The sequence below is a fragment of the Massilia sp. HP4 genome (assembly GCF_005222695.1).
Lineage (GTDB): Bacteria > Pseudomonadota > Gammaproteobacteria > Burkholderiales > Burkholderiaceae_D > Telluria.
On record NZ_STGG01000064.1, the window covers coordinates 135,521 to 157,555 of the forward strand.

Consider the following 22,035-nt stretch of genomic DNA (forward strand, 5'->3'; position numbering starts at 1 on the left):
CGGGCTACATCGTTATCGAAGACGTTCTGCGACTATCAAATCGCGCAAAGCACGAAAAAAAACTTCTTTGCCAAGACAATCTCGGGAACTATCTTCTGTTCTGGCCATCTTACAATCATCTGCGGCTGCATCGGGTTGCAGGTAAAGATGTTGGCGGTGAGTTCCACCGTCCCTGCCTGTGGAGGAGAAGGCGCTGGCTTGGCATATACATTGCCAGGTGAAACCGTCTCCAGTGAAGCAGGAATTCAACAGGAAAGCTGACCATGGTTAGCTTTGCGTAAGTTTGAAAGAACGGTTCACGACATGTCTCCCGCCAGGTCGAAGATCGGCATGTATAACAGCACCACGATGGCGCCCACCACCAGGCCGATGGCGGCCATCAGGAGCGGCTCGAAGGTGCGCGTGAAGCGGTCGATCCAGCGCCCGATCTCGCCATCGTAGAAGGCGGCCGATTGGGTCAGCATCGGCCCCATCTCGCCGGTGCGCTCGCCCACGCGCAGCATGCGCAGCGAAATCGGCGTGGTCAGCCCGTTGGCCTCGAAGGCGTTCGACAGCGGCTGGCCGGCCTCGATCGCGGCGCGCGCCGCGGCCAGGTTGCGCGCCAGGTGGCCCGACACCATCGGCTGCACGGTCTCGATCGCGCCGACGATGGTGATGCCGCCCTCGGTCAGCATGCCCAGGGTCAGGTAAAGGCGCGACAGCTCGTACACGCGGGCCCGTTCGCCGATGCCCGGCAGGCGGGCCAGCAGGCGCGCCATGCCGCCGCTGCGCAGCAAATGGCGCACGCCGGCGACCAGCCCGGCGACCAGCAGCGCGGCCGCCACCAGGATCGCCGTGCCGTGGCCGGCCGCGAACTGGCCCCAGTCCAGCAGCAGTTGCGACATCCACGGCAGGTCGCGGCCGGCGCCGTGGTAGACCTCGGCGAACTTCGGCACCACGTAGCCAATGAGAAAAGCGCTGACGCCGCCCCCGACCATCAAGAGGATCACCGGATAGATCGAGGCGCTGACGATCTTCGCGCGCACGGTATCGATGCGCTGCTGGTAGTCGATATAGCGGGCCAGCGCGCGCGGCAGGTCGCTGGTGCCTTCGGCGGCGCGCACGATGCCCACGTACAGCGGCGGGAACAGCGCCGGTTGCGCCGCCAGCACGCTCGAGAAGCGCTTGCCTTCGCGCAGGCCGCCCAGCAGCCGCTCCAGCACGCCGCGGGTGGCCGGTGCGCCCTCTTTCTCGAGCAGGGCTTCGAGGCTTTCCACGATGCCCAGGCCCGCATGCAGGAGCGCCAGCAGTTCCTGGCTGAACAGCACCAGCGAGAGCCTGGTGCCGCGCGGCTGCGCCAGCGCGGCGCCGCGCGCCGGTTCGACGGCGCTGACGAACAGGCCGCGCGCCTCGACCTGGCGGCGCGCGTCCTCTTCGTCGAGCGCGTCGACGACGACATTCGAGATCGACATATCGGGCGCGAGGGTACGAACGGCGAACTGCATGGAATGCCCGGCGAGTTGGTGCGGAAGCGAAAAGGGAATGTCAGTTCGACGAGATATCGGCGTTGTCGCCGGTGCCGCCCGGCTGTCCGTCCTTGCCGAGGGATAGCACCTCGTAGTCGCCGCGGGTTCCCGGCGCACGGTACTGGTAGGGATTGCCCCAGGGGTCGGGCGGGACCGCCTTTTTCAGGTAGGGGCCGTTCCACTTGGCGCCGGCGCTCGGCGGCGCCGTCATCAGGGCTGCCAGGCCCTCTTCGGTGGTCGGATAGCGGCCGACGTCGAGCCGGTAGGTGTCGAGCGTCTTGTCGAAGGCATCGATCTGGGCCTTGGCCGCGGTCACTTCGGATTTGCCGAGCTGCGAGAAGTACCTGGGGCCGACATAGGCGGCGAGCAGGCCGATGATGACGATCACCACCAGCAGCTCCAGCAAGGTGAAGCCTGCGCTACGCCTGGCACGGACGACGGCGCCCTGTTTCATAGCAAAAACCATCAAGCGACTCCTAGATTGCTTCTTTGAAATCCTGCCCGTGAAAGGTAACACGCTGCTGAGCACAGCGACAACTGTTCTTTTCAAAAAAACACCACCTCATGCAAGCTTCATAGACCTTAGTTACATGTAACAATCTTTTCTAAATTGCAATGACGCATATTTAAAACGGATGACAAATGCGGACAAACCACTATTTTCCATAGGAGAAACCGAATTTAATCAGCGCAAGTTGTGAAAAGTCAAAATATTGCTTGTTAAACTTTTTTACACTTTTCTTAATTCAATTGATATATTTCTTAGCAACCTGAACCTCAGGTATCACGCTGTGCCCCGCCCTATCCAGGCGAGAGAACCTCAACCACAAAGGCAAATCATGATCCGGAAATCGCAGATGGCGTTACCCTCCACCAGCACAATCACCAAGTTCGCCGGCGCCCTGCTGGCCGCCACGGTGCTCGCGGCCCCGGCCCAGGCCGGTGTCGTGCGCTTCAACGCCGACTACAGCATGCCTGTCGTGCATGGCGACACCTGGGTCGAAAGTGGGTACCAGCTTGTGTTCGATGCCTACAATTCCGATGCCGACAGCAATACCGCGGTCGGCTCGATCATCGATGGTTCCGATCCATGGCCTTGCGTGGATATGGCCTGCCCGATCGGCGGCGACGGCAGCTATTACGGCGCCTTCAACGACAGCGTGGTTTGGCTCAGCTCGGCAACACAGGGCGCCCAATTCCAGCTCAAGTCGATCGACGCCAGCTTCATCGGGGCCTTCCCCGACCTGGGCACCTATCCGGCACTCTCCGGCCTGCTGCGCATGCAGGCGTTTCGCGCCGACAATAGCTACGAGGTGATCGACCTGCCCCTGTTCGGCCCGGGCGCCAACGGCTTCCAGTTCGCCACCTACGACCTGCTCGAGCCGTATGCAAGCATGAATTTCGTGGAAATCGCCATGTTCGGCATGGTGTGCAATGCCTCGCTCAGCTGCTCGGCGTTCGATTCAAATCAAGGGCAATTTGCCATCGACAACATCGTGCTGGCCGAAGTGCCGGAACCGGCCAGCGCCGCCATCTTCGGCCTCGGCCTGATGGGGCTGGTCGCCGGCGCCCGCCGCCGCAAAGCCAACGCCAACGTCAACGCCTGAACACCGCGAACCGAACAAGGATCCATCCATGAAACTCCGTCCACTTTCAGCAGCGGTGCTGCTGGCCATCTCCGGTTTCGCGCTCACGGCCCAGGCCGACGACGTACGCCGCCCCTACATCATCCAGCTGGCCGACCAGCCGGTCGCCTCGTATGACGGCACGGTCTCGGGCCTGAGCGCCACCAAGCCGGCCAGCGGCAAGCGCCTGGCGCTCGACAGCGCCAGCGTCCGCCTGTATAGCGGCTACCTCGACCAGAAAAAGGCCGTGGTGCGCAGCGCGATCGGCAATGCGCCGGTGCTGCACGACTACAAGCTGGTCCTCAACGGCTTCGCGGCCCTGCTGACCGACGCCGAAGTGCGTACCCTGATGGCGCGCGGCGACGTGGTCTCGATCACGCTCGACACGCCGCGCGAACTGACCACCACCTTCACGCCGTCCTTCCTCGACCTGGACAAGCCGAACGGCGCCTGGGCCCAGCTCGGCGGCCTCGACGAAGCGGGCGAAGACATCATCATCGGCATCGTCGACGGCGGCGTCTGGCCCGAAAACCCGGCCTATGCCGACCGCGTCGACGCCAACGGCAAGCCGACCTTCAGCGACAGCGGCACCCTGGTCTACGACGCGCCGCCGGCGCGCTTTGCCGGCGACTGCCAGACCGGCGAAGGCTTCACCACCGCCAGCTGCAACAACAAGCTGATCGGCGCGCACTACTTCGACAGCGGCTTCAAGGCGTCCGGCCGCGTCCCGCACTGGAGCGAATTCAACTCGTCGCCGCGCGACTCGATCGGCGGCACCGCCGGCGAAGGCGGCCACGGCACCCACGTGTCGACCACCGCGGGCGGCAACCACGGCGTCGACGTAACCGTCGGCGGCGTCAGCGTCGGCGCCATGTCCGGCATCGCGCCGCGCGCCCGCATCTCATCGTACAAGGTGTGCTGGACCTATGTCGACCCGTCGGTCGCGATCGGCCGCCGCAACAGCTGCTACGGCAGCGACAGCGTGGCCGCGATCGAAAAGGCGGTGGCCGACGGCGTCCACGTGATCAACTACTCGATCAGCGGCGGCCTGACCCTCACCGACTCGGTCGAGCAAGCCTTCTTCGCCGCCTCCAACGCCGGCGTGATCGCCGTGGCCTCGGCCGGCAACGACGGTCCGGGCAACCAGGTCGCCCACATCAGCCCATGGCATACGACGGTTGCGGCCTCGACCCATAACCGCGAGCTGCAGGCCAAGGTCACCCTCGGCAACAACCGGCAATACACCGGCGCCTCGATGAATCCGACGCCGCTGCCGGCCGCGCCGCTGGTCGATGCCGCCAACGCGGGCCTGCCGGGCGCGAATCCCGAACGCCTCGGCTACTGCTACAGCGGCCAGTTCGACGGCGGCGCCGCCGTGCTCGATCCGGCCAAGGTGGCCGGCAAGATCGTGATCTGCAACCGCGGCCTGAACGACCGCGTCGACAAGAGCCGCGCCGTGCTCGAGGCCGGCGGCGTCGGCATGATCCAGGTGGACAACGGCACCGGCCTGGTGGCCGACATCCACTCGGTGCCATCGGTGCACGTGACCGCCAACGATGGCCGCGACATCCGCGCCTATGCGGCCTCGGTCGCGGCCGCCACCGCGGCGATCGGCAAGTTCGCGATCGGCACCTCGTCGGTGGCAGCGCCGATGATGGCCAGCTTCTCGTCGCGCGGCCCGAACCGCCACGACGCCAACGTGCTCAAGCCCGACCTGACCGCGCCGGGCGTGGACATCATCGCCGGCACCAGCCCGGCCCAGACCGAAGCCCAGCGCGCCGACATCGTCAACGGCACCCTGGTGCCCGAATATGCCTTCGAGTCGATGAACGGCACCTCGATGTCGGCGCCGCACGTGACCGGCCTGTCTGCGCTGTTGCGGCAGAAATACCCGAACTGGTCGCCGTCGATGATCAAGTCGGCCCTCATGACGACCGCGACCGATACCTTCAACGATGGCCAGCCGGGCGACATGAACGGCCGGCTGCCGTTCGCCCAGGGCGCCGGCCACGTCAATCCGACCGCCGCGCTCAACCCGGGCCTGGTCTACGGTATCAGCGAGCTGGACTACCGTAAATACATGTGCGGCGCCGGCGTCAGCGCGCAGTGCAGCGCCGGCCAGATCGCCGGCTACGACCTGAACCTGCCGTCGATCACCGTCGGCAATGTGCTGGGCGCGGTCACCGTCAACCGCTCGGTGACCAACGTCGGCACCCAGGCCGCGACCTATACCGCCACCTCCCAGATGCAGGGCTTCGCCGCCGTCGTGGCGCCGGCCTCGCTGCAACTGGCGCCGGGCGAGACCAAGTCGTTCAGCGTCACGCTGACCCGCGACGGCGCGGCCGAGAATGTCTGGCAGTATGGCCAGCTGACCTGGACCGACGGCGTGCACCGGGTGCGTAGCCCGATCGCCGCGCGTTCTGGCCGTCCATTGATCGCGCCTGTGGTGATCACCAGCGACCGTGCCAGCGGCGCCAAGCCGATGTCGATCAGCACCGGCTTCTCGGGCAAGATGAGCTCGGTGGTCGGCGGCCTGAAGGAAATCGTGCGCACGCCGTACACGCTGGACCCGGCCGCGCCCGGCTCAGTCGACACCGTGCCGCTGATGGCCAGCGCCTGCCTGAGGGGCGACACCGGCACCCGCATGCAGACCGTCACCTTCACCGCCAACACCATGGCAGCCCTGTTCGAGACCTTCGACCGCGATACCTCGGGCCAGGGCGGCGATGACTTCGACCTGGTGCTGATCAATGCCGCCGGCACGCCGGTGGCCTCGTCGGCGACGTTCGGCTCGAACGAAGCGATCGCCCTGGCGGCGCCCGCTCCCGGCACCTATCGCCTGTGCACGATCGCCTACAGCACCGCCGATGGCCAGCCATCGACCTACGGCCTGCATGCGGTGATCGTGAACACCAGCGACAAGGGCGGCAACCTGCGCGCCGCCGTACCAGCCACGGTGTATGCCGGCGGCAAGGCCACGGTGCCGGTCAGCTGGTCGGGCCTGGCGAGCGGCAAGCGCTTCCTGGGCGCGGTGCACCTGCTGGACAATAACGGCGCGGTCGGTTCGACCACCGTGGTGCAGGTCGAGACCAACCAGCCGGTGCCGCTGGGCGAACGCCAGCAGCGCGACAAGTTCAAGAACGGGAAGATCTGAGCTGGACTGACGGCATGGGGGCTGTGCCCCCTGCCCAATGAACACTGCGCGCCCTCGGGCGCGCAGTTTTTTTTGGAGAACTGCCTATCGCCTCAGGCAGGTTCGCTCAGGTCGCCGGCGATCCCGACCCCAGCTGGCAGGTATTGGCCGCGCACACCGCGCCCGGATCGGGCCGGTGGATGCAGATCGACATTTCGCCAGTACGCTGGATCTCGGCCTGGCGCTCGGTCTTCGAGCGTTCGGCCAGGGCAAGCAATGCCTTTTCGTCCGTTTTCGCGGTCGAGTACGGCAGGTATTCCTGCGGACCGCCGCAGGCGAGCGCGCCAACCGGCAGCGAGCGACATTGCGCATTATCGGTGCAGGTCGGCGTGCCGATCAGGCGCTTGATCTCTGAGACGGTGGCGCCGGGCTGGAGCGCGACCACGGGCGGCGCGCCGTCCTTGACGGGTGGCGTGGCCGAATCGTGGGCTTGGGTGGTGCAGGCGGCGGTTGCGCCGAACAGGAGAATGAGGATGAGATTTTTCATGCCGCAATCTTCGCCCGCACCGTACAAGTGGTCAAGTAGCACACATTAACGCATTGTCACCAGATGTATCGGCTTGCTTGTCGCAGCTTAGTTACGGAACGAAAGCCGGTTCGAATTTTGCCTGCAGGAAATTGTGCCGTGGAAAATTTACTCGCTACAATAGCTTCGTTACAAACGAGTTTGTACGAGTTCACACATGCCCTTCCCGCGCCTTGCCTTCACCCTGTTCCTCACTTCCCTCCTCGCCGCCTGTGGTGGCGGCGTCGCAACCGAAGCGCCCCTGCCAATGACGACGGCAACGGCGGCGGCCACCGTGAGCGCCCCGCCAGCGACCACGGCCGCCGCGCTGTCTGCCCCGGCATTCGCGAGCGTCGCCACGGCCACGATGCCGGCCCCCGACTGCGCCCCTGAAGGATGCGCCAGCCTGCGCATCATCGACGGCAATGCCGAAGCCTGGCGCATCGACGCCGAGCGCCGCGCCGCCCTCGACGCCCGCCTGGCCCAGCTCTGACAAGCAAAAGGCGCGCCTCTCGGCGCGCCCTCGCTCAAGCATGCGGCACGATCAGCGACGCTCGCGCATCCGGCGCGTCGTTACCAGCAAGAACAGCCCGCTTGCCAGCAACAGCCAGGCGGCCGGTTCAGGCACCTGGGCCACGCTGGCAAACTCCCCATCCACCAGTTGCAACTCGCCAGGCTGTCCGGCAACCAGGTTCAGCTCGATCACATTGCCGACCGCGCCCAGGTAGTTCAGGGCTTCGTCGATGAACGCGACGCTGAACAGGGCGCCGTTGTCGCCCCCGCCCAGCTCGAAGCTGACGTCAAAGCTGAACAGGCCGCCGAAGGTGACCAGCTGGTCGAAGAAATTGTGGTCGGGGCCATTGCGCAGGACGACGCCATGCACGACGTCACCGCTGGCGTCGCCCGACGGCGCCAGGACGCCGCCGTCCAGGAAGGCGCCGCTGAAGTTGCTGAGACGGGCCACCGTCGGCGCCGCATCGATCGGACCGTTCAAGCCCAGGTCGAGGTAGCCGACCGTGCCGGCCAGGGCCGAGGTATCGAGCGAGACGCGGTACATCGGACCGGCCAGGGCCGCCGGGGCGCCGATCGCGATCGACAGCGCCAGCAGGACGCGGAACAAGAGGGATGCAAAGCGGGATGCAAGATTCGACATGATCGTTTCCTTTAGAACGAGCCGGAGACCAGCTGCGGCGTGTAGATGAAGTTGCGCTTGGCGCCATTCGTGAACGAGGTGGCGACAGTGACCGTGGCGCCCGGCGCGATATTCACTTGCGGCAGGGTGAGGTACGGCGCGCCTGCGTGCATGCCGGCAGGCTTGTCGAGCGTGATCCCGTCCGGCAAGCCCTGCAGCACCAGGTGCAGCGGACCGGCCAGGGGCTGGTCGCTCGTGTTGGTGATGGTGACATTGCCGGTGGTCTTGCCCGTCGCGCGGTTGACGCTGAAGCCGCCGATCACGATCTTGCTCGACGCGGTGACGTCGGTGGTCGAGCCGGCCAGGTTCAGGCTGACCACCAGCGGATCGTGGTCCGAGGCGCGGTAGGCATTCTTGCGATACACATCGGTGCCGGTGGTTTCGATGTTGTAGTCGATGTCCTTCGGTTCGTCGGCATTGTTATGCCACTCGGCCGCGCCCACCACCTGCGGCGCCAGCGAGCTGCTGGCCAGCACGTGGTCGAGCGAGCCGGCCAGGCCGTTGAACACATAGGAATACGGCATCGCATGCGGACGCACGAACTGCTCGATCACATTGACCATCGCGCCGGCGCCGGTCAGGTGGTTGATCGGGCTCTCGAAGGCATACGAATTCAGGTCGCCCAGCACCAGCACGTCCGGATCCTTCGCCGCCGCGATCACTTGCGGGATGAAGAAGTTGGTCAGGCGCTGGGCCTGCTGGACGCGGGTGGCGTCGTAGCAGCCCTGGCCATAGCCCTGGTCGGCGTCGCCGCCGCTGGCGCCGCCGCAACCCTTCGATTTCAGGTGGTTGGCGATGACCGAGAACTTGCCGCCGTTGGCGGCCATGAAGGTCTGCGCCATCGGCGGACGGTTGTTGATGTCGTGCCCATCGGACAGCGCGCCGCCCACCAGGGTCAGCTTCGACGGCTTGTAGATCATGGCGACGCGGATCGCATCGGTACCCAGTGCGACCGGCGCCGGCACCACGGCGTAGGTGCCCGGCGCCGTGACGCGGTTGATCTCGTCGACCAGGTACCTGGCCGCGATGTCGCCGTTATTCTGGATTTCCATCAGGCCGACCACGTCGGCGTTGAGCGCGGCCAGCGAGGCGACGATCTTGTCGCGCTGGCGGATGAACTCGGCCGCATTGTCTGCGCCGCGGCAATTCCCGGCGGAGGTATTTGCGCCCAGCTTGCAACCCTGGCCCGACTTGCCCCAGGCGTCGCCGCCATTGGTGAAGGTGGTGAAGAAATTCAGCACATTGGCGGCCGCCACCTTGATGCCTTCCGGCAGCGCTGGCGCCGGCTGGCGCTCGTTGGCGCGATGGATGACCGGGGCTTCGGTCGGCTGCAGCTTGAAACCGGTGCTGGCGCCGCTGCTGGCGCCGGTGGAACCGAAGTCGATCACGCCGGTCAGGTTATCGATCGTGTCGCCGGCGCGCACGGTGCCGTCCTCGGCCAGGTAAGGCATGGCGGGCGGTGCGCGGAACAGGCCGTCGTCCAGCACGATGCGGTTGGCCATGTGCTCGCGATAAAGTGCTTCAGCTTCAGCGGAACCCTGCGGGTAGCGGCTGGTCGGCTGCTCGCGGCGGCCGTTGGACAGGGTCAGCTCGCCGCGGTTGGCCAGGTCGCCGTTGCCGTTGACGGTGAGCGTATTGGTGAAGCGCACCAGCATGCCCTCCACGCTGGCCAGGTTGACGCCCGGCAAGGTGATATTGGTCGGCACGATGGCCTGGCCGACACCCAGCGCAGTGATGTTGGTGACGTCCTTGAATTCGGTATAGGTGCGCTCGGCGCCGTTCGGGCGGAATTCGACCACCTGGCCAGTTACGCTGACCAAGGTGCCGACCGCAAGTGCGGTGTCGGTGCCATAGACATAGATGCCGTCCGAAGTCGACGGGTCGCCATCGCCCTGCGGATCCTGGATGAAGAAGCCGCCGTCGACCTTGGCGGTAATCACGCCGCGCGCGGTCTGCACGGTATTGGCGTAGGGGCTGTTGTCGCCCGAGCCCTGGATCTGGGGAATGGTGACGATGCCGGCGACGGCGACGTTGACGGTGCAGCTCTCGGTCTCGCCGGCATCGTTGCCGAATTCGACCTGCACCGGATAGCGGCCGCCGGCCAGGGTATCGGCGATCTCGAGGCGCGCCTCGGCCTTGCCGCCGGTCGCGGCGGCCGGGGTGAAGCCGGCAAGGGTAATGCCGGTGACGCCACCCGACACGATGCTCGCGCGGTTGACGATGGCGTCGCCATCGATCGCCGACAGCAGCGCCGAGCCGCCGCGGCCCTGCTCGACCTGCACCGTTGCAGGGCAAGCCAGCACGATCGGTTTCGCGATCGGGCCGCTGTCGCCGCAGGCCTGCAGTGGCGATGTGGTGGTGCGCGGGCCGACCACCGGGGCGAGCACGAAATCGGCGCGGTTGTTGTCGGTATCCTGGCAGCCGGCGGCGGCGCGCTGGAGCGAATGTTCGAGCGTCGGCGACGGGGCCGGCGTACCTTCGGACAGGTTGGCGCTGCCGTAGCCGACCAGGTCGAGGATGCGGGTGCCGTCGCTGATCGCGACCTTGGCGGTCGCACCAGCCATATTGAAGCCCGGCGCCTGGACATCGAAGTTCTCGATCGGGTTCCGTCCCTGGTCGCGCGCGCCGCGCATCAGGAAATACTGGCCTGGCGCGAGCGTGACCGGCGGCAGTGGGGTAACGCTGCTCCAGTTGCTGCCACCGGCGGACTGGTATTGCAGCCGCATGCCGTCCAGGCTGACGGGCGCACTGCCGCGGTTGTACAGTTCGACGAAATCGTGACCGAGGTTGCTCGAGGGACTATGCGAGTGAGCATACAGCTGGTTGATGACGACGTCGGCGGCAAGCGCTGGCGTGCTCGCGGCAAGGCCGGCGATCAGGGTCGCCAGCAGCGTACGCTGCGGTGTGAAACTTGCAAAGGTGCTCATTGATTCCCCATTATTTATCGCACAAGATGTGCCCGCCACATGTGTTAGCAGAATGATAGTAAATGCGGATATTGACAACATGATGACGAGAAATTAACCGCAGAGGGTAATTTCAAGATTAGCGGCAGATCAACACCGGCGTGTCAATGTTCCGCAGAGAAACGCGGGGAACTGCAGGGCAGCCTTGGCGGGTGGATTCAGCGCCGGCGGCGTCGTGCGGCCCAGCCGATCACGCCAAGACCACCGGCCAGCAGCGCGGTGGTCGACGGCTCGGGCACCAGCGAAATGGCATAGGTCTCGAGTGCTTCGACCCGCCTGAACTGCCCGCCATAGGTGCCGTCGATGATGCTGCGGCCTTCGAGGATGGGGTCGCCGTAGCTGAGTTGCCAGGAAATGGAAGTGGTCAAGCGATCGTCGACGAAGAGGTCGGGGCCGGCGCCGAAAGTGGGCCCGTGGTCGGGCCAGTTATAGGTCTGGCGCGAGCCCTGGCTGGGCAGGACGTGGTCGGACAATACCTGGCGGTACACGGCCGGGTCGGTATAGTTGAACAGGAAGCCGGTGCGCTGCCAGTCGCGCTCGGCGACGTGCCAGCCATCGGTGGACGACCAGCTGCGCGGATTGTAGCCGCCCACCACCCAGCTGTCGCCGGCGTCGTTAGCGATGCGCATGAGCGTGAAGTTGCTGCCGCGCCCGTCGGCGGCCGCGTGGAAGTCGAGCGAATCGTCGCCCACCTGCCGCGTGTAGATGTTCTCGAGGTTGAGGGGGCCGGCCCCGAGCCAGCGTTCGAGCTGGCCCTGCAGGCTAGCATCGAGCAGCGGCGCATCGGTTTGCGCCTCTGCCGTCGATGCCGTGGTAGCGAGGATGGCGCCAAGGAGGGCAGCCCCCGCACACTGTGCCAGGATCTTGTTCATGCAACGTCAGACTGCAGGTCGCATGACAAGTTCCAGGCCTTGCCTGACCGGGGATCAGGCGCGCTTGTAGATATCCTCGAAGCGGACGATATCGTCTTCGCCCAGGTAGCTGCCCGACTGCACCTCGATGATGTGCAGCGGCAATTTGCCCGGGTTCTCGAGGCGGTGGTTCATGCCGATCGGGATATAGGTCGATTCGTTCTCGGACAGCAGGCTGACCGTGTCGCCGCACGTCACGCGCGCGGTGCCCGACACCACGACCCAGTGCTCGGCGCGGTGGTGGTGCATCTGCAGCGACAGTTTCTCGCCCGGCTTGACCGTGATGCGCTTGACCTGGAACCGCTCGCCCGCATCGATGCCCTCGTAGTGGCCCCATGGACGGTAGACGCGGGTATGGTGCAGGTGTTCGGTGCGTTCCTTGGAAGCCAGGTGCTCGACCACCTGCTTGACGCGCTGCACCTTACTCTTGCAGGTGACCAGCACCGCATCCTGGGTCTCGACCACGACCACGTCTTCGAGGCCCACCACGGCCACGATGCGGCTCTCGGCGCGCACCAGCGAATTCTTGACACCGTCCAGGTAGACGTCGCCGCGCTGGGCATTGCCGTTGGCATCCTTGGCCTGGGTTTCCCACAGCGCCGACCACGAGCCGACGTCGTTCCAGCCGATATCGGCCGGCACCACGGCGGCGTCGCGGGTATGCTCCATCACGGCGTAGTCGATCGAATCCGACGGGCAAGCCGAGAAGGCGGTTTCGTCGAGTCGGCAAAAATCGAGGTCGCGGTAGGCCGCGTGCATGGCCTGGCTGGCCGCGCCGGCAATCGCAGGGGCGTGCTGCTCGAGCTCTTGCAGGTACCGCGCGGCAGCGAACATGAACATGCCGCTGTTCCAGTAATAGCCGCCTTCGGCCAGGAAGCTTTCTGCGGTGGCGGCATCGGGCTTCTCGACGAAGCGCGCGACCTTGTAGCATTCGCCGCAATCGTCCACCGCCTCGCCGCGGCGGATATAGCCATAGCCGGTCTCGGGGGTCTTGGGCACGATGCCGAAGGTCGCCAGCGCGCCCTTGGCCACCAGGCGGGTAGCGCGGTCGACCGCTTCACGGAAGGCTTCGCCATTCTCGATCACGTGGTCGGCCGGCAGCACCAGCATGACGGCTTCGGGATCGATCTGCTGCAGGTGGTGGGCGGCGGCGGCCACGGCCGGCGCCGTATTGCGGCCGACCGGCTCGAGCAGGATGCCCAGCGGGCTGATGCCCACTTCACGCAATTGCTCAGCCACCATAAAGCGGTGGTCATTGCCGCACACCACGAGCGGCGCCATCATCTCCGGCCAGCCGGCCACGCGCAAGGCAGTTTCTTGCAACATGGTTTTATCGGCAACCAGCGGCAGCAACTGCTTGGGCAAGACCTTGCGCGACAAAGGCCACAAACGGGTGCCGGCGCCGCCGGAGAGGATGACTGGATAGATCTTCATGCGCTGACTTTCTCTTTCTCTAACTCATTGGTGTTCTGGTCCGCGATTTCCGTGCGCCGGGAACGGCGACGATCGCGTGCATTGAGCCACTCCTCTGAGGAATACTCGGAGGAGTGCTTCATTTCGCCTTTTCGGTCGACACTATATTCCTTAAAGACAATCATTTCATTCAATGTTACATCATGCAACACGCGGGTGTACTCGAACAGCACGCTGCGCACGATCTCGGCGCCTTCGCAAATGTGGCTGCCATGGCCGATCCAGGTCGGCCCGATGATGCGGGCACCGGCCTCCACTTTAACCCCGGAACCGATGTAGACGGGTCCCTCGATGGTCGTACCTTCCCAGTCGATGCTGGTATTGAGGCCAACCCAGACGCCCGGCTTGATCTGGATGCCCGGCACGTCCATGTGGTTGACTTCGCCGGTAATGACCGACTGCAGCACTTCCCAGTAGTCGCCCATGGTGCCGATGTCGAGCCAGTTGAAGGGACGGCCCTGGGCATAGAACGGCAGGCCGCGCTCGGCCAACAGCGGGAACAGCTCGGAACCGATGTCGAACGGCACGCCGGACGGGATCAGGTCGATCACTTCCGGCTCGAAGATATAGATGCCAGTCGAGATGAAATTGGATTTCGCGACCTCCTGGCTCGGTTTCTCTTGAAACTCCAGGATGCGGCCCTCTGCGTCCGAGACCACCACGCCATACGACGGGACCTTGTCCCATGGCACCTCTTTGGTGATGACGGTGGCCATTGCGCCCTTGCGGCGGTGTTCGAGCAGCGCGGCCTTGAGGTCGAGATCAATCAGCGCGTCGCCGCACAGCACCACGGTGGTGTCGTCGAAGAAGCCGCCGAATTCCTGGATTTTCTTCATGCCGCCGGCCGAGCCGATCGGTTCGGGGACGACTTCGCCGTCATCCTTGGTATAGCCCTCGAAGGAATAGCCGATCTGGACGCCGAACTGCTCGCCTTCGCCGAAATAGTCTTCGATCTTGTCGTGCAGCCAGCTGACGTTGACCATGATCTCGGAGACACCGTGCTTCTTGAGGTGTTCGACGAGATAGGCCATTACGGGTTTGCCCAGCAGCGGGATCATGGGTTTTGGCAGGTCATAAGTCAGCGGACGGACGCGTGTGCCCTTGCCTGCGGCGAGAATCATGGCTTTCATTAGACTATCCTTTGCATTATTTGGCTGTGGTTTGGTAGCGCCATACGTCGGCGCACATTTGAGCGACATCACGTTCGGCAGTCCAGCCCAGTTCTTCGCGCGCCAGGGACGGATCGGCGTAGCACTTGGCCACGTCGCCGGGACGGCGGTCGACGATCTGGTAGGCGACGGATCGCCCGCTGGCCGCTTCGAAGGCGCGCACCATTTCCAATACACTATTGCCCCGGCCCGTGCCGAGGTTGTAGGTGACGATGCCCGGCCCCTTGTTCAGGCGGTCCAGGGTCTTGACGTGGCCGATGGCAAGATCCACCACGTGGATGTAGTCGCGCAGGCCGGTACCGTCGGGGGTGTCGTAGTCGCCGCCGAACACCGACAGTTTTTCGCGCTGGCCATTGGCAACTTGCGCGATATAGGGCACGAGGTTGTTGGGGATGCCGCTCGGCTCTTCGCCGATCAGGCCGCTATCGTGGGCGCCGACCGGATTGAAGTAGCGCAGCAGTGCGATGCGCCAGTCGGGCTGGGCCTTGGCCAGGTCGCGCAGGATGTCTTCGATCATCAGCTTGCTGCGGCCATAGGGATTGGTGGCCGACAACGGGAAATCCTCGCGGATCGGCACCGAAGCCGGATCGCCGTAGACAGTGGCCGAGGACGAGAACACCAGCGATTTGCAGCCGAACTTGGCCATGGTCTCGAAAAGGACCACGCTGCCCGTGACATTGTTGTCGTAATAGCGCAGCGGCTCTGCCACCGATTCGCCGACCGCCTTCAGGCCGGCAAAGTGGATCACCGCCTCGGGCCTGTGTTCGGCAAATGCGGCTTCCAGCGCGGAACGATCGCGGATGTCGGCCTGCACGAATGCGAACGGCTTGCCGGTGATGCGTTGCACGCGCTCGCACACCGACTGCTGGGCGTTGGACAGGTTGTCGACCACGACCACGTCGTGTCCTGCGTTCTGCAGTTCGACGACGGTGTGCGAACCGATATAACCCACGCCGCCAGTAACCAGGATCTTCATGTCTTTCGCTCTCTATTGAATGTGATTCACTATCTGCCCCTGGCCGCTTCCTTGATCAGCAGCCAGAGAAACGCCATATCGTCGATAAAATAGCGCCGGAACATCCGGCGCGGCTCTTGCAGGAAGCGGTAGAACCACTCCAGCCCGGCCCTTTGCATCCAGCCCGGCGCCCTCTTGACGCGGCCGGTCGCCACGTCGAAGCTGCCGCCCACCCCCATCGCAAACGGTATCTTCATCTCGGCCTGGTATTTGCCGAGAAATTGTTCTTTCTTGGGCGAGGAAATCGCCACGAACAGCAGGTCGGCGCGGCTGTCGCGTACCTGGCGTACCACGTCCGCTTCTTGTTGCTCACCCTGCCAGTAGCCATCGCGCACGCCGGCCAGCACCAGGCCCGGATACCGGCGCGCGTAAGTCGCGGCCACCTCGTCCACCACCTCGGGGCGCGCCCCGAGCAGGAACACGCGCCAACCGCGCTCTGCCGCGCGCCGCATCAAGGCCTCGAACAGGTCGATGCCGGCCACCCGCTCCTTGAGCGGCTTGCCCAGCAGGCGCGAAGCCCACACCACCGGCATGCCGTCCACATTCACCAGCTCGCAGGCATTGATAATGCGGCGCAATTGTTCGTCGCGGCTGGCCTTGACCAGCTTGTCGACATTGACCACCACATGCTGGTGTGGCCGCCCGGAGCCGATGAAACCCTCCACGACGTGCAGGGTCTCTTCCATCGAAACGTTATCTATATTACAACCAAACAGCGTGATCCGCCGATTCGCTTCCATGCCTGCCTCCGGTGCGGAGCCTGACGTTTCCCAGTGTTAATTATTTGTCATCGACAAAGGTGATTGTAAACCGACAGTCGATGGGAACGGCGGACGATACGGTCGTGATCCGCAGCACCTCGCACGGCTCCTTCGCTTCATAGGCGGCGGAATGCCAGCCCAGCGGCGGATTCTCGGCGCCGCGCACCAGTTCCAGGTGCAGGTCGTCGCCGCTGGCCTGCATCTGCAACACGAAGCGCTTGCCGCGCACCGACAGCCCCTGGCTGGTCAGGCGGACGTCGAGGCCGGGCGCGAAGTGCCAGAAGGTCTCGACCTTGTGCGCCTTCTTGGCCGCCACCTCGTCGCGCACGGTGAGTGTGTTGCTGGCGCCGTCGAAGCGCACGCTGCGCAGGTGCAGCACCGGATCGGGCAAGCGCGTATAGCCATCGTGCGAACCGCGAAAGTCGAACTCGTGGTGCGAGGCCGGCATGCGCTCGATGCTGGCGCGCGCCTTGCGCAGCCACATGAAGCGCCCGCCCGATACCGACTGGTCGAGCCCGTCGATGCGCACCGTATTGTGGGCTGACGTGCCACGGAAATAATCGCGCCATTTCTGGTCTTGCCAGTAGGAATAAGTGCCGGGATCGACCAGGCAGGCCTCGCCCGCGACCGACAGCGTCAGCGACAGCGCGTCGGCGTGCCCGTGGGCAGCGATGCCGAGGTAGCCCAGCGGGCCGCAGTCGAGCATGCCCTTGATCTCGTTCGCCTCGCCGAAATGATTGCCGAACAGCAGGTAGCCGCCGTCAGGGAAAGACCAGCCGGTGTCGATCTCGTGCGGATCGCAATCGGGCCGCGCCCCCGGCAGCGCATGCAGCAGCCAGCGCACGCCCGGATGGTGGTCGGGCTGGCCGCCGAACACGGTGTCGCCCAGCGCCAGCAATTGCGCGGCGCGATCCGGCCCTGCATGGCCGGGGCCGCTACCGGCGTGCAGGCGGAATACGCAGCCGTCGTCGGCGTCGCCCACCATCGGCAGGCCGCCGTCGACGTCGCGCACCGAGCGCAGGAAGCGCAACGCGCGCTGCAGCACGGCCCAGTAGCTGCGCGAGAAAGGTTGATTGCCGGCCTGGCCCAGCAGGCCTGCCACGAACAGGAATTCGCAGGAAAACATGTGGTAGCCGAAGGCTTGCTCGCGGTTGACGCCGTCGCGCGAGAACTGGGCCTGGGCTTCCTGCTCCAGTTCGCGCCGCGCCAGCGCTTGCCAATCCTTCGATTCCTTCCAGCACGGCCAGGTGACGGCGCCGGCATACAGGCCGGCCAGTTCGCCGATCAGGTGGTTATTGGCCGACGAGTGGCGCGACAAGTGGCGCGCGATGGTGCGGCAGTGGGCGTGGATGCTGTCGAGCCAGCCGGCATGCAGGCGACGGCCGGCCTCGCCCTCGAACAGGGCGCTGCGTTCGCCGCCCACGAGTTGCCAGACCAGGCTCCAGTTGACCAGGCGGATACCCAGCTCCATCGGGCTGGTCCAGTTGGGGCCGGTCAGCGGCGGGCAGGCTTCGAACCAGCTGCGCAGGTTTGAAGCCAGGGCCTTCAGCCAGCGCTGCTCGCCCGTCAGGGCCCAGGCCTGGGCCAGGGTCACCAGGTGCAGGTGGCGGTTCAGTTCCCATACGTGCTTGATGTCGCCCACCAGTTCGCGGTCGCTGATCGCGATGTCGCCGCGGTACAGCGGCGGCGCCACGACGCCGGTCTCGGGATCGCGGTTCCAGGCGGTCGGCACGCCGACGTCGAAGCGGCGCTCGCCGAACAGCACCACGTGGCCGGCCTCGATGCGCTCGGCATCGAGCAGCAGCGCGTCGATTTCAGGCCGCTCGAGCGCCGGCGCACCGCGCACCTCCAGCGTGAGCGCACGCGGCAGCGGCGGCGGCGTGCGGCCGGATGTGTGGCGCGCCAGGCCGATTGCGGCCGCCTGGCGCAGCCGATAAGCCATTTCCGGAACCGACATGCAGCGCAGCCGGTTGACGAGCCATGCCATGCGTACTGTTGCGTTCATCAAGCATCCTTCCCCGTATTTCGTCGATACTGCTGCGCTCTTTCATCAAGCAATCGTGCGTACAGCGCGGCCAGGCGGCCGCACACCACGCCGGTCGAGTAGTGTCGTTCAACGGCGCTGCGCGCCGCGCACGCCAGCCGCGCACGCAGAGCGCCGTCGTCCAGCAGGCGCCCGATGGCCAGGGCCAGCGCGCCGACATCGCGCGGCGGCACCAGCAAGCCATCGACGCCATCGGCCACCGCCTCGGGTATGCCGCCGACCGTCGTCGCCACCACCGGCACGCCGGCCGCCATCGCTTCGAGCATGGCGATCGGCAAGCCTTCGGCATGGGATGGCAGGCAGAACAGCCAGGCACGCGCCAGCGCTGCCTCGCGCGCGCGCTCGTCCAGCCAGCCGGGCGTATCGACCCGGTCGGCGATGCCCAGTTCCAGGGCACGCCGCTGCACCCATTCCACGTCGCCGGCGCCGCCCAGCACCAGGCGCAGCCCCGGGTGATGGCCACCCAGCCGCGCGCAGGCCTGCAGCAATTCGTCCACCCCCTTGGCCGGCTCGATGCGGCCCAGGAACAGGATGCGGCCCGCCTCGGCTTGCCCCGCAACCGTGGGCGGCGCCAGGCGCACCGGATTGGGCAGCACCTCGACCCGCGCGCGCGGCGCGCATTCGCGCACGAAGGCGGCCCAGCCGGGCGACAGCGCGATCACGCGCGAGCTCGCCTCGAGCGTGTGCCGGATCCAGCGCCGCAGCAGCGGCCCGGCCTCCTCTTGCGCGTAGCGGCGAAAGCCGCCGCCGTGCAGGTGGAAGACCGTGTGCGCGCCGCCCAGGCGCGCCATCAGCAGCACCAGCGATTTGCGGATAAAACTGGCGCGCGAGCCGGAATGGACGTGGACTATGGCCGGCCCTTGCCTGCCGCCGCACGCCACTCCAGCCTGCCACAGGCCTTTCAACACGGCGCCGAGCTTGTCCAGGCGAGCGCCGTCGGCGTGGGTCGCCAGGTAGGCGATGCCTTCGCGCTCGAACAGGCCGTCGGCGCGCAACACCTCGACCACGCTGGCGATGCCTCCCCTGCCCCCCAGCGCCGTTCCCACCATCAGCACGCGTGGGGGCGCCGCCTTCATGCACGCATCCTGCTCAAGAAATGTGTCGACATCCTGTTCACGGTTTCATGCACTTGGTAAAGGGGCAATATTTACGATCATACATGGCATATTGTCGAATCTCGCGCACGATTCACTCATCCACGGCGATGAACTCGAATTTGCCGTTGGCGCCGCGGGCAATCGCCTCGACCCGCTCCACCGCGACCTGTACTCCGGGCACCCGCAGCAGGAATTGCCGGCACAGGGCGGCTTCTTCCCTGGCGCCGAAGGCAGCGGTCGCCACCACCCGCAGGGTGAAGCGGCCATCGCCGTGGTAGCGCACCTGGCCCTCGAGCAGGCAAGCGTCGTGGCCCTGGAAGACCCGGTCCAGGCGCGCCACCATGCGGCCGTCGGGCAAGGTCACGCTGCGCTCCTGGCGCCCGATCACGGCCTCGACGGTCGGAAACACCCGGCCACAGCCGCAAGGCGCCGCACTGCCGACGAGCACGGTGTCGCCGGTACGGTAGCGCGCCAGCGGCATCGCGGCATTGTTGAGGCTGGTGCCGACCAGTTCGCAACTGCCGTCCGGCAGCGGCAGCAGCTCGACGCCGCCGTAGTCGGTCAGCAGGTGGTAGCGGCCCTGCTCGCAGGTGCCGATGGCGGCGACCCGCTCGGCCTGGCCATACCAGTCGAACACGGGCACGCCGAAACCGCGCACAACGGCCGCGCGCACGTCGGGCGCCAGGGTTTCGGACGAGGTCATCACGCCGCGCAAGGCCCGGCCCGCATAACGGCGGCCGACCGCCTGCAACCAGTTGGCGATGGCGCCGATCGAGGACGGATAGGCCTGGATCACCACCGGATCGTAGGTTTCGAGGGCCGCGACGTAGGCGCCGATGGTCGCATTCGACAAGTGATAAGAGGACATCACGAGCATCTTGCCGATCGGGTCGCGGTGAAAGTAATGTCCATCGCCCACGATGTCACCGCGGATCCAGGCGCGGCGCTGCCCCGGCCGCCAGCCGATCCAGTGCAACTGGCGCTGGATGAAGGCTTCTTCGCGGATCACGGCGCCGAGCGACTGCACCAGCGTCAGGGGCGAACCCGAGGTGCCGCTGGTGCGGATCGTGTTGCGCACGAGCGAGCCGACGCGGCGCGGCCGCAGGTGGCGCGCGGGATCGGCGCGCAGCGCCGGTTTCGCCAGCAGCGCCGCATCCGGCGGCACCGCCTGCAACCGGGTCGGGTCAGGCGCGACCTTCACGCCGAGGGCGCGGGCGCGGCGCGCCACGTAGGCATCCAGGGCGAGCGCCGAGCGCTCGTTGCGCAGCAGGGCCGGCAGCACGAACAGCCGCGCCGGCAAGCCGCGCACGAGCAGGCGCAGCAGCGGCCGCCAGTCCATCAGGACGCCCCTTCAGCCAGGATGCGGGCATAGGCCTGCGCCACGACCTGCCCCAGGATCGCGTAGCTGCGGTTGGCGCGGACCCAGGCCGGCCCGCGCGCGGCGCAGCCGGCCGCCAGGCCCGGCTCGTGCAACAGCCGCCGAATGGCGGCGGCAAAAACGTCCGCCTCCATCGGCACGCACAGCCCGCCTCCGCTGTCGGCCAGCACCCGGGCCTGGTCGGGAATGTCGTTGGCCACGCTGGGAATGCCGAGCGCCAGGTATTCGACCAGCTTGGTCGGCGACGACACGTCGAACAGCACGCCGCGCGGGATCGGCGACAGGCCGACTTCGGCCCGCACCGCATAGCCGAGCGCCGCCTGCTGCGGCAGCCAGCCGGTGAGCAGCACGTGCTGACCGAGCCCGCGGCGCGCGATGCCGGCCCGCATCCAGGCCATCTCGTCGTTCGACGGCGCGTCGCCCGCGATCACCAGCAGCACCCCGGGCTCGTGCCGCCGCAACAGCGCGGCCACCTCGAGCAAAAAATCGGACTGGCGCGAGCGCGCGACCCGCCCCAGGTACAGCACCACGCGGCGCCCGGCCAGGCGCGGGTCATGGCTGGGAACGATCTGGCGGCGGTCGAACAGCGCCGTATCGACGCCCATCGGCACCGCCGTCATGCGGCTGCGCTCGACGCCCTTGGTGGCCAGCCAGTCGGCCATCGCCTCGCTCTGCACGAAGACGTGGCGCGCGCCCGGCAGCACCAGGCGGTACAGGGCGTGGCGCGCGGCCGCGGCGCGCAGCGCATGCGCCAGCCGGGCCAGGCGCTTGCCGCGCCGTCCGAGGTCGTCGCGCTGCGCGGCATAGCCTTCGACGATCGGGAACGACATCCAGTAGACGAAGGGCACGCCCAGCAGGGCGGCGGCGGCGCGGCCGACCAGGCTCGAGGCGATCTTGTCGCGCACCTGGATCGCGTCCGGCCTGGCGCGGCGCCAGGCGCGCAGCAGGCCCAGCAAATCCCACCAGGGCGACAGCAGGCTGGCGTAGCGGCTGCCGAAGCGGCCGACCACGTGCATGCCGCCCGCGCCCCAGGGCGCCGCAGGGCCGGCGCCGGCCTGCCCTACCAGCTCGCTACCGAGGCCGTGGCGCGGCATCTCGGCGCCGAACAGCGCCAGCAGGTCGGCGCGCAGCGGCGGCAAGGGGTCGCGCACGATGAAGGCGATGGAAAACGGCTTGCTCATGGCGCCTCGTATCGATCGGT

The 22,035-nt window shown here is 66.4% G+C and carries 17 protein-coding genes; 3 read left to right on the forward strand and 14 right to left on the reverse strand.

The features are described 5' to 3' along the window. Nucleotides 1-296: 296 nt before the first annotated feature. The gene (locus E8M83_RS23455; RefSeq protein ID WP_137175763.1) at nt 297-1,484 is read right to left on the reverse strand and encodes a type II secretion system F family protein; all 1,188 of its coding nucleotides are present in this window, start codon (nt 1,482-1,484) and stop codon (nt 297-299) included. Between the two features lie 40 nt (nt 1,485-1,524). Beyond that, the gene (gspG, locus tag E8M83_RS23460) at nt 1,525-1,971 is read right to left on the reverse strand and encodes a type II secretion system major pseudopilin GspG (RefSeq protein WP_137175764.1); all 447 of its coding nucleotides are present in this window, start codon (nt 1,969-1,971) and stop codon (nt 1,525-1,527) included. Between the two features lie 391 nt (nt 1,972-2,362). Here gspG and E8M83_RS23465 point away from each other — a divergent pair, with 391 nt between their 5' ends. Continuing rightward, nucleotides 2,363-3,112: an NF038120 family PEP-CTERM protein gene (locus tag E8M83_RS23465; protein ID WP_170976902.1), complete on the forward strand. Its 750-nt coding sequence runs from the start codon at nt 2,363-2,365 to the stop codon at nt 3,110-3,112. A 28-nt stretch (nt 3,113-3,140) separates the two neighbouring features. Continuing rightward, nucleotides 3,141-6,284, forward strand: coding sequence for a S8 family peptidase (locus tag E8M83_RS23470; protein ID WP_137175766.1), 3,144 nt, complete (start codon nt 3,141-3,143; stop codon nt 6,282-6,284). A gap of 106 nt (nt 6,285-6,390) precedes the next feature. Here the strand turns inward: E8M83_RS23470 and E8M83_RS23475 are convergent, their stop codons facing one another. Next, a complete protein-coding gene (locus E8M83_RS23475; RefSeq protein ID WP_137175767.1) occupies nt 6,391-6,810 on the reverse strand; it encodes a hypothetical protein in 420 nt (139 codons plus the stop codon). A gap of 286 nt (nt 6,811-7,096) precedes the next feature. Between E8M83_RS23475 and E8M83_RS23480 the strand changes: the two genes are divergently transcribed. Then, complete coding sequence (locus tag E8M83_RS23480) at nt 7,097-7,321, forward strand: hypothetical protein (protein WP_137175768.1); 225 nt, start codon at nt 7,097-7,099, stop codon at nt 7,319-7,321. 51 nt (nt 7,322-7,372) lie between these two features. Here the strand turns inward: E8M83_RS23480 and E8M83_RS23485 are convergent, their stop codons facing one another. The 11 genes from E8M83_RS23485 to E8M83_RS23535 all read right to left on the reverse strand — a co-directional run bounded on the left by E8M83_RS23485 (nt 7,373) and on the right by E8M83_RS23535 (nt 22,015). Continuing rightward, nucleotides 7,373-7,981 carry an NF038129 family PEP-CTERM protein gene (locus E8M83_RS23485; protein WP_137175769.1) on the reverse strand — a complete coding sequence of 203 codons (609 nt, stop codon included), beginning with the start codon at nt 7,979-7,981 and terminating at the stop codon, nt 7,373-7,375. A gap of 11 nt (nt 7,982-7,992) precedes the next feature. After that, a complete protein-coding gene (locus tag E8M83_RS23490; RefSeq protein WP_137175770.1) occupies nt 7,993-10,947 on the reverse strand; it encodes an ExeM/NucH family extracellular endonuclease in 2,955 nt (984 codons plus the stop codon). 197 nt (nt 10,948-11,144) lie between these two features. Next, nucleotides 11,145-11,858 carry a PEP_CTERM-anchored TLD domain-containing protein gene (locus E8M83_RS23495; RefSeq protein WP_137175771.1) on the reverse strand — a complete coding sequence of 238 codons (714 nt, stop codon included), beginning with the start codon at nt 11,856-11,858 and terminating at the stop codon, nt 11,145-11,147. Nucleotides 11,859-11,912: 54 nt separating this feature from the next. Then, nucleotides 11,913-13,331: a mannose-1-phosphate guanylyltransferase/mannose-6-phosphate isomerase gene (locus tag E8M83_RS23500; RefSeq protein WP_137175772.1), complete on the reverse strand. Its 1,419-nt coding sequence runs from the start codon at nt 13,329-13,331 to the stop codon at nt 11,913-11,915. Beyond that, the gene (locus tag E8M83_RS23505) at nt 13,328-14,500 is read right to left on the reverse strand and encodes a sugar phosphate nucleotidyltransferase (RefSeq protein WP_137175773.1); all 1,173 of its coding nucleotides are present in this window, start codon (nt 14,498-14,500) and stop codon (nt 13,328-13,330) included. The genes E8M83_RS23500 and E8M83_RS23505 overlap by 4 nt, the downstream gene beginning before the upstream one ends. 16 nt (nt 14,501-14,516) lie before the next feature. Continuing rightward, nucleotides 14,517-15,515 carry a UDP-glucose 4-epimerase GalE gene (gene galE / locus E8M83_RS23510; protein ID WP_137175774.1) on the reverse strand — a complete coding sequence of 333 codons (999 nt, stop codon included), beginning with the start codon at nt 15,513-15,515 and terminating at the stop codon, nt 14,517-14,519. 29 nt (nt 15,516-15,544) lie between these two features. Next, nucleotides 15,545-16,240: a WecB/TagA/CpsF family glycosyltransferase gene (locus E8M83_RS23515; RefSeq protein ID WP_229491843.1), complete on the reverse strand. Its 696-nt coding sequence runs from the start codon at nt 16,238-16,240 to the stop codon at nt 15,545-15,547. A 94-nt stretch (nt 16,241-16,334) separates the two neighbouring features. Then, nucleotides 16,335-18,320 (reverse strand): alginate lyase family protein, encoded by a 1,986-nt coding sequence (locus E8M83_RS23520; protein ID WP_137175776.1) that lies wholly within the window; start codon nt 18,318-18,320, stop codon nt 16,335-16,337. Further along, nucleotides 18,320-19,435 carry a glycosyltransferase family 4 protein gene (locus E8M83_RS23525; protein ID WP_137175777.1) on the reverse strand — a complete coding sequence of 372 codons (1,116 nt, stop codon included), beginning with the start codon at nt 19,433-19,435 and terminating at the stop codon, nt 18,320-18,322. The genes E8M83_RS23520 and E8M83_RS23525 overlap by 1 nt, the downstream gene beginning before the upstream one ends. Nucleotides 19,436-19,547: 112 nt before the next feature. Then, nucleotides 19,548-20,795 (reverse strand): phenylacetate--CoA ligase family protein, encoded by a 1,248-nt coding sequence (locus E8M83_RS23530; protein ID WP_137175778.1) that lies wholly within the window; start codon nt 20,793-20,795, stop codon nt 19,548-19,550. Further along, entirely contained in the window at nt 20,795-22,015 is a 1,221-nt protein-coding gene (locus tag E8M83_RS23535) for a glycosyltransferase (RefSeq protein WP_137175779.1), read from the reverse strand. Before E8M83_RS23535 ends, E8M83_RS23530 begins: the two co-directional genes overlap by 1 nt. Nucleotides 22,016-22,035: the final 20 nt, after the last annotated feature.

What these genes read in the sequence shown, in the direction of transcription:
- E8M83_RS23455 (WP_137175763.1), bottom strand. Translation starts at nt 1,484, where the DNA reads ATGCAGTTCGCCGTTCGTACCCTCGCGCCCGATATGTCGATCTCGAAT.
- gspG (WP_137175764.1), bottom strand. Translation starts at nt 1,971, where the DNA reads ATGGTTTTTGCTATGAAACAGGGCGCCGTCGTCCGTGCCAGGCGTAGC.
- E8M83_RS23465 (WP_170976902.1), top strand. Translation starts at nt 2,363, where the DNA reads ATGGCGTTACCCTCCACCAGCACAATCACCAAGTTCGCCGGCGCCCTG.
- E8M83_RS23470 (WP_137175766.1), top strand. Translation starts at nt 3,141, where the DNA reads ATGAAACTCCGTCCACTTTCAGCAGCGGTGCTGCTGGCCATCTCCGGT.
- E8M83_RS23475 (WP_137175767.1), bottom strand. Translation starts at nt 6,810, where the DNA reads ATGAAAAATCTCATCCTCATTCTCCTGTTCGGCGCAACCGCCGCCTGC.
- E8M83_RS23480 (WP_137175768.1), top strand. Translation starts at nt 7,097, where the DNA reads ATGACGACGGCAACGGCGGCGGCCACCGTGAGCGCCCCGCCAGCGACC.
- E8M83_RS23485 (WP_137175769.1), bottom strand. Translation starts at nt 7,981, where the DNA reads ATGTCGAATCTTGCATCCCGCTTTGCATCCCTCTTGTTCCGCGTCCTG.
- E8M83_RS23490 (WP_137175770.1), bottom strand. Translation starts at nt 10,947, where the DNA reads ATGAGCACCTTTGCAAGTTTCACACCGCAGCGTACGCTGCTGGCGACC.
- E8M83_RS23495 (WP_137175771.1), bottom strand. Translation starts at nt 11,858, where the DNA reads ATGAACAAGATCCTGGCACAGTGTGCGGGGGCTGCCCTCCTTGGCGCC.
- E8M83_RS23500 (WP_137175772.1), bottom strand. Translation starts at nt 13,331, where the DNA reads ATGAAGATCTATCCAGTCATCCTCTCCGGCGGCGCCGGCACCCGTTTG.
- E8M83_RS23505 (WP_137175773.1), bottom strand. Translation starts at nt 14,500, where the DNA reads ATGAAAGCCATGATTCTCGCCGCAGGCAAGGGCACACGCGTCCGTCCG.
- galE (WP_137175774.1), bottom strand. Translation starts at nt 15,515, where the DNA reads ATGAAGATCCTGGTTACTGGCGGCGTGGGTTATATCGGTTCGCACACC.
- E8M83_RS23515 (WP_229491843.1), bottom strand. Translation starts at nt 16,240, where the DNA reads ATGGAAGAGACCCTGCACGTCGTGGAGGGTTTCATCGGCTCCGGGCGG.
- E8M83_RS23520 (WP_137175776.1), bottom strand. Translation starts at nt 18,320, where the DNA reads ATGAACGCAACAGTACGCATGGCATGGCTCGTCAACCGGCTGCGCTGC.
- E8M83_RS23525 (WP_137175777.1), bottom strand. Translation starts at nt 19,435, where the DNA reads ATGAAGGCGGCGCCCCCACGCGTGCTGATGGTGGGAACGGCGCTGGGG.
- E8M83_RS23530 (WP_137175778.1), bottom strand. Translation starts at nt 20,795, where the DNA reads ATGGACTGGCGGCCGCTGCTGCGCCTGCTCGTGCGCGGCTTGCCGGCG.
- E8M83_RS23535 (WP_137175779.1), bottom strand. Translation starts at nt 22,015, where the DNA reads ATGAGCAAGCCGTTTTCCATCGCCTTCATCGTGCGCGACCCCTTGCCG.